Source organism: Ruminococcus sp. RTP21198st1_G1_RTP21198_201120 (assembly GCF_040924265.1).
GTDB classification, from domain to species: domain Bacteria; phylum Bacillota; class Clostridia; order Oscillospirales; family Ruminococcaceae; genus Hominimerdicola; species Hominimerdicola aceti.
In genome coordinates, this window is record NZ_JBCOMH010000001.1 from 40,334 (window position 1) to 53,520 (window position 13,187).

The following is a 13,187-nucleotide window of genomic DNA, read 5'->3' on the forward strand; positions in this document are numbered from 1 at the left end:
TTTCATATTATTTCTTATTTTGCCACATGAACGTCTGCGTAACTGAAGTTATACCAGAACATCGGGCTTGGGTCATATGTGAACTTATCGCTTACTGCGTAAACATCAGATGATGTGTAAAGTCCAAGGTAAGGGCACTCATCAGCAAATATCTTATATGCGTCAGTATAGTAACCCATTTTCTCAGCGTCGTCTGTTGTCTGAGCCGCTTTATCAAGAAGTCCGTCTGCTTCTGTGCTTGACCAAAGTGTTTCATTCGTTCCGCCCTCGCAAGCGTTAGAGCCTGCATATAATGTCTTTAACATTCCCATAGGGTCAAGGAAGTCTGACATCATGTATGTGCCGACTGCGTTGTAATATCTCTCGCCGTTATCCTTTGTCTTGTAGCCGAACATATAGCTGAAGATATCGCTGTCAGGCACTTCCACAAGATTCATTGTGATAGAGCCACTTGCGTCTACCATTGACTTGAGAAGCTCAGCCTGCTTCTGCGTCTGTGAAGTCGTATAGAAATCAAACTCAAAGCCGTCAGGATACTTTGACTTTGCAAGACATTCCTTTACCTTGTCATAATCCTGAGTATAAACATCGCTTTCGGCGATAGTTGAATCCCACTTGTCCTTATCCATATACATCATGGATTCGCTCATTGGAACAACAGCCGACTGCTTTGCATAATCGCCGCCGATAGTTGTTGTTATCTGGGAACGGTCGATACAATATGCAACAGCCTTTCTTGCCCACTCGTCATCAAACGGCTTTGAAGCTGTGTTGAATGCGATATAGTTTGAAGTTGTTCCCTCGCATGAGAGGATATTGAAGTTCTGACAACTCTGATATACAGACATAACGCTGTTTGACATACCCTCGACAAAGTCTATCTGTCCACCCTTTGCCGCAAGTGCTAATGCGCTTTCGTCCTCGATAACGTAATATTCTACCTTGTCGATATCGAGAGTATCAGGGTCGCCCCACCAGTTTTCGTTCTTTTCAAGAACTATCTCGCTTCCTGATGACCATGAAGAAAGCTTGTAAGGACCTGTGCCGACAGTCTTTCCGTCAGCAGTGCCGTACTTGTCGCCTTGCTCCTCTGTTACAGACTTCTCGACTATAGTGCAGGCTGATGTCGCAGGAACATACTGCCATGATGAGTCAGGCTGCTTAAGATGAACTGTCAGCGTCCAAGTATCGTTGTCGGCTTCAAAGCTGTCAACGTTTGCAAAAAGATAGCTCATATAATAGTTGTCTTCTGTTACTCTGTTAAGAGAATAAAGCACATCGTCCATTGTCATTTCATTGCCGTCTGAGAACTTTACTCCCTGTCTTATCTTGTATGTGTATGTAGTATCGTCAACCTGCTCCCAAGATTCTGCAAGGGCAGGCTCAACTGTTGTGCCGTCATGTGAGAAGTTAAGAAGCGTGTCATAGCAGTCATAACCTGTGAGAGTTGCTGCCACGATAGTGAAGTCGGCAGGGTCAAATGATGACGGCTCCTGAGTATAGCCTACTCTGAGAACTGTCTCTGAATTTCCTCCTGAAGAACCTGAGCCTGAACCGGAACCTGTGTTGTTGAAGCAGCCTGTCATACAGCTTGAAACTGTTATTGCCAATGCAGCAGCGGCCGCGATCTTGCGTGAGAATTTTTTCATGATAACTTTCCTTTCTTCAAAAGATTTATTACATATCCGAAGCAGTCTTGCTGCGGTCAATGCCTAGCGGGAAATGACAGGCAACGTAATGCCCGTTTCCAATGTCTTTGAGCTTTGGCGTGCGGTTGTCGCACAAGCCCTCTTTGAAATATCTGCACCTGCCTGCAAAGCGACAGCCCTCGGGGATATCCACTGCGTTCGGTATATCTCCCTCCAGCAGGATATGCTTCTTATTTTCAAGAGGATGTTCCTTTGGCTTTGCTGAAATAAGTGCCTGAGTGTAAGGGTGAGCAACGCTGTTATATACCTGCTCCACCGTACCCATTTCCATTACCGCTCCCAGATATACCACCGCTATCCTGTCGCAAACGTGACGGACAACGTTCAGATCATGGGAGATAAAAAGTATCGTCTGCCCTTTATCCTCTTTCAGGTCGAGCATAAGATTCAATATCTGCGCCTGCACAGAAACGTCAAGTGCCGAAACAGGCTCGTCTGCAAGAATGAAATCAGGCTCCAGCATAAGCGCCCTTGCTATTGCAAGCCTTTGGAGCTGACCGCCCGAAAGGTCTTTAGGATATCTTGTGAGCAAGTCCTCCGGAAGCGCTATATACTCCATAAGCTGTTTTATCCTCGCCTTGTAGACCTCAGGCTTTATCTTATGCACCTTTGCAGATTCTTCAAGGCTAAAGCGTATAGTCTTTTTCGGGTCAAAGGAAGCAAGAGGGTTTTGAAAGACCATTTGCATTCTTGAACGCAGCTCCTGCTGTTCCTTGCGGCTCACATGAGTTATGTTTTTGCCGTCAAAATATATCTCGCCTGAATCAACGTCGATAAGCTTCAGAACGCATCTTCCTATGGTTGATTTGCCCGAGCCGCTCTCGCCTATTATGCCGAATATCTCGCCTTTGTAGATATCAAAGCTAACATCATCAACGGCGTGGATATATCTTGTCTTTGCCTTTGCAAGCTTGTAATTGTCAAGGCAGAAATACTTTTTCAGATCTCTGACGCTTATAAAAGGCTGTCTGTCTTTTTCATTGCTCATTGTGATGTCACCTCCCGCCACTTGAAGCAAGCTGTGCTGTGTCCCTCAGACACATTTTCTGTAACAGGCACGCAGCTTCTGCATTTATCGTCAGCATACTTACATCTTGGTGCAAAGGCACAGCCCTTGAACTTTTCATACAGAAGCGGAGGACTGCCAGGTATGCTTTTCATTCTTTTTTCTGTGTCGCTCTCTCTTGGATTGCTTTCAAGGAGCGCCTTTGTGTATGGGTGAGCAGGGTGGTCGAAAATATCCACAACGCTTGCGGTCTCAACAGCCTTTCCTGCATACATTACAGTTACGCTGTCGCAAATCTCAGCCACAACACCAAGGTTGTGAGTGATGAATATTACCGACGTTCCGCTTTCCTGCTGGAGCTTTTTTATAAGCTTTAGTATCTGCGCCTGTATAGTAACATCAAGCGCCGTGGTAGGTTCGTCTGCAATAAGAAGCTTCGGCTCGCATATAAGAGCCATTGCTATCATTATTCTCTGTAACATTCCTCCGCTCATTTCAAACGGATACTGCTCGTATCTTTTCTCAGCAGGTGTTATGCCTATCTTTTCAAACATCTCGATGACCTTTTCTCTTGCTTCACGGCGATTTAAGTTTTTCTTCGCCCTTAGCATTTCTGCTATCTGCTCGCCTGCTTTCATGATAGGGTCAAGGGAAGTCATAGGGTCTTGGAATATCATTGCGGCTGTGCTGCCCCTGAAATCACGGAGCTGCTTTTTGCTCATTGCAAGAACATCTTTCTCGCCGCTGTCATCTCTTATGTAGATATCCCCTGCATATCTGGTGGTCTCCTCGTTATGAAGCCTTATGACCGACTTTGATGTTACGCTTTTTCCGCAGCCGCTCTCGCCTACGATACCGTGTATCTCCCCTTGCTTCACTTCAAGGTCAACGCCCTGAACGGCGTATACGATACCTCTAACTGTCATAAAGTCTACAGAAAGGTCTTTTATTTCAAGAACGTTTCCTTTTTTCATCTTTTACGCCTCCCCGTTTGCCTTAACTGCTGAAAGCTTCTTTATTCTGTGTTTCTTTTCGTATTTCTTGAATGACGGAAGCTTTCTTGATGACGGATCGAGATAGTTCTGAACACCGTCGCTGAAAAGGTTTATGGATACTGTTACAAGTATTACGCATATTGCAGGTATAAAAAGCAGTGCCGAACTATTATAAAGGTTGCCCATGCCGTCACGGAGAAGCGTTCCCCAGTCGGCATTCGGAGCCTGAACGCCAAGTCCCAGAAAGCTCAGAGTAGCCATTGATGTGATAGCTGTACCGATATCAAGTGTGAACTGCGATATCATAGGTGTGATGATGTTCGGCAGGATATGCACGAAAATTATCCTTGCGTCTGAAAAGCCCATTGATTTGCAGGCTTCAACATACACCGCCTTTTTCTCTGTCATTATCATTGATCTTGCGGTCTTTGTTGTAAGAGGGATATAAGAAATGCCTATGGCGATGATACCTGTCATCATGCCCTTTCCCATTACCGCAATAAGGATAAAGGAAAGAAGAAGTGGCGGTATTGCGCTTATAACGTCCCACACCCTCATTACGATACTGTCAAGAGGACCTCTGTAGTATCCGCAGATAAGCCCAAGAGGAACACCTATGACTACCTCTATGGCAACTATAAGAAAGGCATTCAGAATGGAAGTTCTTGCACTGCATATGAGCCTTGAAAAAATATCTCTGCCAAGTCCGTCAGTTCCGAAAATGTGTCCCTCAGAAAAGGCGGGTGCATATATGGCATTCACGTCTGTGGCAAGAGGGTCATACGGTGCGATAACGCTTGCAAAGAGCGATACGAAAACTATTACCGCAAGGAATATTCCCGTCACCGCCACAACAGGTGTGAAAAACGTTCCTGCTTTATTTTTCTTCTTCATTAAAAATCCCACCTTATTTAAGATCAACTCTCGGATCAAGAACGGTATAAAGTATGTCGATAACAAAACTCATTACAAGATAAGCTCCAAGCATGAAAAGCACAAGTATCTGAACTATTGGAAAATTGTTTTCCTCTATCGCCGATATGAGCAGACCGCCTATACCGGGAAGAGAAAAGACCTGCTCAACTATTACTGTCGAGCCTATAGAGCCTGCTATCATATATCCTGCAACTGTTATAACAGGAATAACGGCATTGTGAAAAGCGTGCTTGTAGGTTATGTTGCTTTGCTTTAATCCCTTTGCAGCTGCTGTTGCGATATAAGGGGATTGAAGCTGACTTATCATGTTGCTTCGTGTGATACGTCCAAGCATCGCAACGAACGTCAGCGCCATTATCAGGCTCGGTATCATTATACGTTGTAAGAACTCTCCGAAATTTGTATATGTTCCGATAAACGAATATCCAGGAACGTACTTTGTCATGAAAATAAGTATCAGTATGCTTACCAAAAATGACGGCGCACCTGAAAGCACAAGCATAAGTCCTGAAATTGCTGCGTCTGAGGGTCTGCCTTTTCTCAGCGCCGCTGCAACTCCCATTATAACAGCTATCACTGAGCCTATGACGGAACTCATTATCACAAGTCCGAATGTTATTGGAAGCCTTGACATTATAAGACCTTTTACGTCCTGACCGTCAACATAGTCTGTACCGAAGTCGCCTGAAAGAACTCCCTTTATCCACCTGAGATACTGTATATGCACAGGGTCGTCAAGGTGATATTTTTCTGTAAGAGCCTGCCTGAGTTCAGGAGTGGATTGATTGTTTCCTATCATTACTGTGAGAGGGTCTGCGTCTGACATTCTCAGAACAACGAACACCAGAAAGGATACCAAAAACATTATGACTATCATTGAAAGCAGCCGTTTGATTATAAATCTGAACCTCTTCACTTTACATTCCTCCTATATTTACAGCTGCACTTTGCAGGATTTTCTTGTTTAACTTTCATTTTGCTTTTTGAAAATAATTTACTTCACGAAACTTTTCTTTCGATATACCTATGATATATCCTGTAGCAACTACAACTGCAATACTAAAAATCAGTCATTTTATATTTTATATATAAACTTTTTATTAACGCAAACTGTCTTTTAAGCTTACATAAAATGTTGTATGAATAAAGAAGTTTTATATCCTGCATTTTGTTCATATTCACAAATGTAAAAAAAGAGGGGCGCTCCAAAGCAGAAGCACCCCACAAATGAAGATTTGGTAATCAGTAGAAAGCTTAGTCCTCGAACATCTTTCTTGCAGCGAAGCATATCATCTCGGCAGTGAGATCAGTGCCGTATTCGCTTACGTCGATCATAAGATGTTTGTTGTCACGGTCACCACGATTTTTGCCTGTGACGTATTTATAATAGTTGTGGCGCTGGCGGTCAACACGTTTTATGAGCTTGTCAGCCTCCGGCCATGAAAGGTCATAAGTTTCACACATATGCTTTATCCTTGCTTCCAAAGGCGCATAGAGAAAAACGTTCATGTGGTTCGGATATTCTCTGAGAACATAGTCTGCACACCTGCCGAAGAATATGGCGGATATACGCTTGTTTGCAAGATCTCTGATGATATCCACCTGCGCTTTTACAGCCTTGTCGGAATAAAACTGCGTTGATGAGCCGTAGCCAAATGACTTCAGCAGGCGGTCAGCGTTCTTGTCAAGCATTTCCTCACTGTCAAGAAACGAGTCACGGCTTATGCCTGCACGCTCTGCCGCCATATCTACAAGGTCCTTGTCATAAAACTCCACGCCAAGCTCAGCCGCCGCCTTTCTTGCGACCTCTCTTGCGTTGCAGCCGAACTCACGGCTTATGGTAATAATAAACTTTTTCATAGTCTATGCTCCTTTTTTATTTATGAGATTTTCTTTCGCGGCGGCTATCCTCCGCTCCTGTCTGGCTTTTATCTGAATTTTCGGCAAATTCCAACCGAATTTCACCGACATGAGCCTTAGGGAAAACGTCACCGCAAGGCTCGCCATGCAGGCAGGCATGAACGACATCATGCCATAGCAAAGCAGAAAAGCCGCTGCACCTGTGGCAGAAGCGCAGGCATAAATGTTGCCCACAAATATCTCAGGCTTCTTGTTAACGAAAATATCCCTGAGAACTCCGCCCCCAACGCCTGTTATAACTCCCGAAAACACAAGCAAAAAAGTGTTGTCAGACACGCCGCTCCTCATTGCCGCTGTTATACCTGTAACAGTGAAAATGCCAAGCCCTATAGTATCGAGCATGAGCATTGCAGTATCATAAAGCTTCAACGCCTTGCCCCCCAGGTCGCCTTTTACAGCCAAGGCAGCAAACACAAGCACCGATATCAAAGCCGCCGCACTCATTGCAAGGGGGTCACGAAACGCCGCCACAGGGTGACTTCCGATGACGATATCACGCATTATCCCACCGCCCACAGCCGTTGTCACTCCTATTATTATAACGCCGAAAAGGTCAAAACGCCTTTTTATCGCTGTCAGCGCACCGCTTGCCGCAAACGCTGCAGTGCCGATAAGTTCAAGTATCGTAACGATAACATCAAAACGCTCGTTCATTCAACGTCCCTGCCTGCATATTTGTGTATCTTCCGCACAGCCGTCGCCTGACTTATGCCAAGCTTCTGTGCCACAGCCACAGATGTTCTGTATTTTTCATAGGCTCTCATCACAAGTCCGCTTTCGTAAAATTCAAGCATATCCTTTAGGGAAGCATTCTGCGCAAACACCTCAGACGAACCGCCCGTTATCCTGTCAGGCAAGTCGAAAACGTCCACCTTTTTCTTCTCGGTAGTAAGAACGATACGCTCGATAGTCCTATGCACCTCGTCGATATTTTCTTTCCAATCATATCCCAACAAACAGCCCATGGCACGAGGGGTGAACTCAACGCTCCGTGAGTATTTCTTGTTTGCCGAGCCGAGATAATAGTCGATAAAGCTTTTAAGATCCTCCGCACGCTCGCCAAGAGAATACATCTGTACCTGATAAGGCTCGAACTCGCTTATAAACTCCTCCGACAGCTTGTCAGCACCTTTAAACTCCTCCACTGAATGTTCAGAAAGCCCCACAGGCACGATGCCTGCTTTTGCGCATTTTTCAAGAACTGCCCTTTGAAGTCTAGGCGACAGCCTGTCTATATGCTTTATTATCACAGCGTAAATGCCCGAAAGCGGCGATATCATCGACCCCTCTCCAAGAAGCTCCTTTTCTATGACTTCTTCCCCGACAGGTGCGCAGTCATAGGTGTAAAGCGTTCCTTTTTTGCCGTATATAGTGGAAGCAAGATAGCTTTTGCCGCTTCCTGTGGGACCATAGATGTAACACGGACAGCCTGCGTCACAGAAAACTCCTGCAAGCCGCCTTGCGTCTCTTGAACGGCTGCTTTGGGCGATATAACGCTGTCCACCGTCACGTCCTGTCATAAGCTCTATTTCATCAAGAAGCTTTTTGTTCTGATACTGCAAAACATTGTAACGCTCCCTCAGGTCGTCAAAGCCTGTTATCTCCCAAGAGGAATAGCTTATTATCATCTCAAGCTCTCCGTCCTTGAATACCGGTATTCCCGTGACGAAAGTTTCGTCATTGTCAACGCCTTTTTGCACCGTTGTGACACGCTTGTGGCTTTCAAAAACCATTTGCGTCACGCAAGGGGAAAACATCTTCATCATTTCCTCTGAGCCTGCGAATTTACCTATTATGTCAGAGCCTTTTACGCTTCTGCCGCTGAGATAGGAGTTTGAAACAAATCTGAACACTCCGCTGCTGTCGGCAATAGTCACTCCTGGGTGGATACTTTCGAGAATGTGCCCTAGCTGCTCATAATCCATTTGTCTGCACTCCTTTCTGCGGCTTTATAGTTTACACATTAAGTATCTTTGAGAAAAACTGCTTTGCACGGTCGCTCTTAGGGTGCTTGAACACTTCCTCAGGGGTGCCGTCCTCGATAACATAGCCGCCGTCCATAAAGCAGACTCTGTTTGCCACCTCTGCCGCAAAGCCCATTTCGTGTGTGACAACTATCATTGTCATTCCTGCCTTAGCCAGGTCTTTCATAACGTTCAGAACCTCGCCAACGAACTCAGGGTCAAGGGCGGAAGTCGGCTCGTCAAAGAGTATGACCTCAGGCTCCATTGCAAGAGTCCTCGCAATAGCCACACGCTGCTGCTGACCGCCTGAAAGCTGAGTAGGATAAGCGTCTGCCTTGCCGTCCATTCCAACTCTCGCAAGAAGCTCCATGGCTTTCTTCTTTGTTTCTTCCTTGTTAGCCTTTTTAACCTGAACAGGACACTCCATAACGTTTTCAAGCACTGTTTTGTGCGGCCAAAGGTTGAACTGCTGGAACACCATTCCAACGTTCTTTCTTATGACCTTTGCAGCCTTTTCGTTGAGCTTTTTGTTGTGCTTGTCCTCGTCGATGCCCTTTAGGGAAACTCCGCCTATATCTATCTCGCCTGATGTCAGCTCCTCGAGATAGTTCAGGCATCTGAGAAAAGTGCTTTTGCCAGAGCCGCTGGGGCCGATAACGCTTACCACCTCGCCCTTGTAAATATCCATATCTATTTTTCTGAGGACCTTAAGCTCCCCGTAATTCTTTGCCAGATCGTGAACCGATATAACAGGCTTTCTGCTTTCAGCCATTGTATTTTACACTCCTTTTTCGTCAGATAGCAACACGGTTGTTGTGCTTTTCTATACATCTTGATGCGAACTCGATAACAAGGTTCAGCGCCCAGTAAAGAACGCCTGCACAGATATAAACTATCAGAGGGCTAAAAGTTATACCGATAGCCTCTTTTGTCATCATTGTCATTTCTGCAACTGTGATGATAGAAAGGATAGATGAGTCCTTAACAGTCTGAACAAACTGTCCTGTCAGTGACGGAACGATTATTTTCAAAGTCTGCGGAAAAATTATTCTCACCATTGTTTTAAATCTTGACATTCCCATTGCATATGAAGCTTCAAACTGTCCCTTTGGGATAGCGCTGACGCCGCTTTCAAGGATAACTGCGGTATAAGCCGCTGTGTACATTCCAAGAATTATAACGCCTGTTGAAAACGCTGAAACGTTCAGACCAAGAGCAGGGAGTCCGTAATATGCAAGATATACCTGCACCATAAAAGGGGTGCATCTGAATATCTTTATAAACGCCCTTGCGATAAGCTCAACAGCCTTGTTTTTTGAAAGGCACATATAGCCTACCGCCGAGCCTAACACCATTGCAATAAGGATAGACAGCACCGATATTGCCGCCGTTGTTCCAAGACCCTGCAAAAGCAGCGGAAGCGCTATTTCCGCAACGTGCATAAATTCGTTCATATATCTGCGCCTCCTTATCTTCTTTCAAGTCTTTTCTTCTGAAGCTTTACAAGTTCTTCAAGTCCTGCGCAGATAACAAAATACATAACTGCGATAGCAATATAGAAAGGCAGGTTTATGTATGTCTGCGTAACAAGACGCTGAGCCGTTCTTGTAAGCTCTACGATTGCCAATACAGAAAGCATCGGCGACACCTTTATAACGTTTATGAACTCGCTTGTCAGCTGCGGCAAAGCTACCTTGAATACCTGCGGAAAAACTATCCTCATTAGTATCTTTGGCTCGCTCATGCCCAAGGCTCTGGCCGCCTCCGTCTGACCCTTTGGCACAGCCGTAAGTCCGCCACGGATTATTTCTGCGATAAATCCGCCGCTGTTAAGGCTAAGAGCGATTATGCCTGACGCCAGGTTTGAAAGGTTTAGACCCATTACTGCAAGTGCCTGATATATAATGTATATCTGCACCAGCACAGGCGTGCCACGGACAAAGCTTATATAAACTGCGACTATCTTTTTCAGTATCCTCGAAGGAAGCGAGTCGCCGCCCATTCTCATCACCGAAAGCAGCATACCAACGCAAAGCGCTATAAGTATCGCTGCAACGGATACGAATACTGTATAGCCAAGACCTTTCAGCAGCAGGTCTTTATAATGCCATACTATGTTGAAATTCTCCATTGATATATAATGCTCCGCCGTTTGCGACGGAGCATTTCCTCCTTTCAAAGGTGCTTTTTACTCGGCAGGGATATAATCGCTCTCAGGCAGGTCAACGGCTTCACCAAACCATTTCTTCTGAAGCTCTGCAAGAGTTCCGTCCTCTTTGAACTTGTGTATCTCAGAGTTGATATAGTCAGAAAGCTCTGTGTCTTCCTTACGAACAGCCCATGATACCCAAGTGTCTGTGCCGACCATTTCAGCCTTGCCTGAATCGTCAGCCACTATCTCATAATAGTCAGGATTCTTCATTACAACTGCGGCGCAGCTTGCATAGTTCTGAGCAACAAGGTCTATCTTGCCGTTCTTAAGCTCTGCAAAAGCCTCAGGGAATGAGTCGTATTTGAGCAGTTCAGCATAGCCGTCCTTGCCCTCTGACTTTAGCTTCTCGTTGAATTTCTTTGTATCGTCCTCATTGTAGCAAGAAGTCTGTGTGCCGACCTTTTTGCCTGACATATCTTCGATAGACTTGATGCTGTCATCGCCCTTTCTCTTTACGAAAACTGTAGTTCCGTTCTGGATAGGATAAGTCATCGTGTACTTGCCTGCACGTTCAGCAGTTACGCCGAGTGTTGCTCCAACAACGTCATATTTCTTTGCTTCAAGTCCTGCAAGTATTCCTTGGAACGGCAGGTCGATATAATCAAGCTCCACCCCCAGATCGTCGCAAATCTTAGCAAACAGATCTGCGTTGTAGCCTATGATCTTATCGCCGTCCATGTATTCAAAAGGCTCATAAGCGGCTTCTGTCGCAACTGTGAGCTTACCGTTTTCCTTGATCTGGTCCAGTGTGAGCGGACCTGTGTTCTTGCTGCTTCCGCAGGCTGTAAGACATCCTGCCGCAAGTACTGAAGCCACTGCCACTGCACAAACTTTTCTTAACATTCCAAATCTTCTTCCGCTTTTCATAACTGATTCCAACCTTTCACTTACTTTTCTAAATAATTCGGAGCGCTGACAAGCCAGACACCCTAGTGCCGCCGTCAACGCTCCGTTGCGTTTGATATTATATTTATTGGAAGGTGAATTATTTTTCTATCTTTATTTTCTCTTGCCGATCTTCTTCTGATAAGCAAGGATAGACATGAACTCAAAAATGATATTTGCGCCCATATAAGCTGTTATCTCTGAGTGGTCATATGGAGGAGCAACTTCTACTACATCAAAGCCTGTGAAGTTCAGATCTTTCAGCGCTCTTATATATTGAAGTGTTTCAAATGAAGTAAATCCGCCCACCTCAGGAGTACCTGTACCTGGTGCATAAGCCGGGTCAACAAAGTCAATATCGAATGTAAGGAACACCTTATTGTCGCCCACCTTTTCCTTTATGACCTTGAGAAGATCTTCAGGAGAATATGTGTGGAGCTTGTCCCCTGGGATAACCGTGAAGCCAAGGTCTGCGGCGATCTTGAAATCGTCAGGATCGTAAAGAGAACCTCTCATGCCGATCTGAACTGACTTCTCAGGATCAATAAGACCCTCCTCCATTGCTCTTCTGAATGGTGTGCCGTGATTGTATTTCTGACCGAAAACCGTATCGCACAGGTCAAGGTGTGAATCGAAATGCACAAGGCTTACCTTTCCATGCTTCTTTGCGATAGCTCTAAGTTCGCCAAGGGTGATAGCGTGGTCGCCGCCAATACTTATTGGAACTGCACCGCATTCAAGAACACCGTCCAAGGTCTGCTCGATAGCTGCATATGTTTCGTGGATATAATCAGGGATCACAGGAACGTCGCCAAGGTCTGCGCCCTTGAGTGAATCCATAATGTTGACGCCCATTGCAACATTGTTAGGCTTTATCATTGCCGAGATGTTTCTTACACCGTTAGGACCAAATCTTGCGCCTGCTCTGAAAGAAGCGGCGGTATCGAACGGTATACCAACGATAGCGAAATCCAATCCCTCTGCTGAGGTCGCGTGAGGAAGCCTCATGAAATTACCCATATTACAAAAACGAGGAGAGCCTGAGGCGCTCGGTGGCTGACAATTGTTGTTGATCATTTGAGGTCACTTTCCTTTCAAAATCACTGAGGAACATATCCGCATGACCGTTCAAGTCATTTCTGAATTGCTCTATGTGCAGAATTATATCACCATTCCTGCAAGTTGTCAAGAGCTATTTTTCAATTTTTCTGAAAATTATTCACTTTGGAATAATCTTTGTTATCACTTATACAGCGTATTTACGCCATTTCACCCATATCAAAGTCGAAACTATTCATTTTTGAATAGTTTCTTTGTGCAAATTTACAAAGGGCAATAATGCAATATTCAGGTGTCAGACTTTCATTTTGTTCATATCTATTTTTTATTCAAAGCTGAATAAAATAAGAATTTTTCATTAACACTATTGCCAAATAAAAAGCTCTGTGCTATACTGATAATCAAAGCAATGACGCTCTTATAACCGATACGGCAATGCCTGTCGGTTTATAAGGGCGTTGTTTTTTTATTATCACTAGGTCAAACTCAGAAAACAATTTT

The 13,187-nt window shown here is 44.9% G+C and carries 13 protein-coding genes; all 13 read right to left on the reverse strand.

From position 1 onward, the window contains the following. Positions 1-14: 14 nt before the first annotated feature. The 13 genes from AB5627_RS00210 to speB all read right to left on the reverse strand — a co-directional run bounded on the left by AB5627_RS00210 (position 15) and on the right by speB (position 12,704). Positions 15-1,649: an ABC transporter substrate-binding protein gene (locus AB5627_RS00210; protein WP_022286940.1), complete on the reverse strand. Its 1,635-nt coding sequence runs from the start codon at positions 1,647-1,649 to the stop codon at positions 15-17. A gap of 28 nt (positions 1,650-1,677) precedes the next feature. Further along, the gene (locus AB5627_RS00215) at positions 1,678-2,697 is read right to left on the reverse strand and encodes an ABC transporter ATP-binding protein (RefSeq protein ID WP_022286941.1); all 1,020 of its coding nucleotides are present in this window, start codon (positions 2,695-2,697) and stop codon (positions 1,678-1,680) included. Next, positions 2,694-3,689 (reverse strand): ABC transporter ATP-binding protein, encoded by a 996-nt coding sequence (locus tag AB5627_RS00220; protein ID WP_022286942.1) that lies wholly within the window; start codon positions 3,687-3,689, stop codon positions 2,694-2,696. The genes AB5627_RS00215 and AB5627_RS00220 overlap by 4 nt, the downstream gene beginning before the upstream one ends. A gap of 3 nt (positions 3,690-3,692) precedes the next feature. Further along, complete coding sequence (locus AB5627_RS00225; RefSeq protein ID WP_022286943.1) at positions 3,693-4,604, reverse strand: ABC transporter permease; 912 nt, start codon at positions 4,602-4,604, stop codon at positions 3,693-3,695. A 13-nt stretch (positions 4,605-4,617) separates the two neighbouring features. Continuing rightward, complete coding sequence (locus AB5627_RS00230) at positions 4,618-5,562, reverse strand: ABC transporter permease (protein WP_022286944.1); 945 nt, start codon at positions 5,560-5,562, stop codon at positions 4,618-4,620. A gap of 338 nt (positions 5,563-5,900) precedes the next feature. Next, positions 5,901-6,506 carry an AAA family ATPase gene (locus tag AB5627_RS00235; RefSeq protein ID WP_022286945.1) on the reverse strand — a complete coding sequence of 202 codons (606 nt, stop codon included), beginning with the start codon at positions 6,504-6,506 and terminating at the stop codon, positions 5,901-5,903. Positions 6,507-6,509: 3 nt separating this feature from the next. Further along, positions 6,510-7,220, reverse strand: coding sequence for a trimeric intracellular cation channel family protein (locus AB5627_RS00240; protein WP_265290358.1), 711 nt, complete (start codon positions 7,218-7,220; stop codon positions 6,510-6,512). Continuing rightward, positions 7,217-8,491 carry a sigma 54-interacting transcriptional regulator gene (locus AB5627_RS00245; protein ID WP_138336569.1) on the reverse strand — a complete coding sequence of 425 codons (1,275 nt, stop codon included), beginning with the start codon at positions 8,489-8,491 and terminating at the stop codon, positions 7,217-7,219. Before AB5627_RS00245 ends, AB5627_RS00240 begins: the two co-directional genes overlap by 4 nt. 31 nt (positions 8,492-8,522) lie before the next feature. Beyond that, entirely contained in the window at positions 8,523-9,302 is a 780-nt protein-coding gene (locus AB5627_RS00250) for an amino acid ABC transporter ATP-binding protein (RefSeq protein WP_046441104.1), read from the reverse strand. Between the two features lie 22 nt (positions 9,303-9,324). Further along, positions 9,325-9,984 (reverse strand): amino acid ABC transporter permease, encoded by a 660-nt coding sequence (locus tag AB5627_RS00255; protein WP_051706754.1) that lies wholly within the window; start codon positions 9,982-9,984, stop codon positions 9,325-9,327. Between the two features lie 14 nt (positions 9,985-9,998). Further along, a complete protein-coding gene (locus AB5627_RS00260) occupies positions 9,999-10,661 on the reverse strand; it encodes an amino acid ABC transporter permease (RefSeq protein ID WP_022286950.1) in 663 nt (220 codons plus the stop codon). A gap of 57 nt (positions 10,662-10,718) precedes the next feature. Next, positions 10,719-11,585, reverse strand: a complete 867-nt coding sequence (locus AB5627_RS00265; protein ID WP_333634930.1) for a transporter substrate-binding domain-containing protein — start codon at positions 11,583-11,585, stop codon at positions 10,719-10,721. A 156-nt stretch (positions 11,586-11,741) separates the two neighbouring features. Then, positions 11,742-12,704, reverse strand: a complete 963-nt coding sequence (gene speB, locus AB5627_RS00270) for an agmatinase (protein WP_022286952.1) — start codon at positions 12,702-12,704, stop codon at positions 11,742-11,744. Positions 12,705-13,187 lie beyond the last annotated feature (483 nt).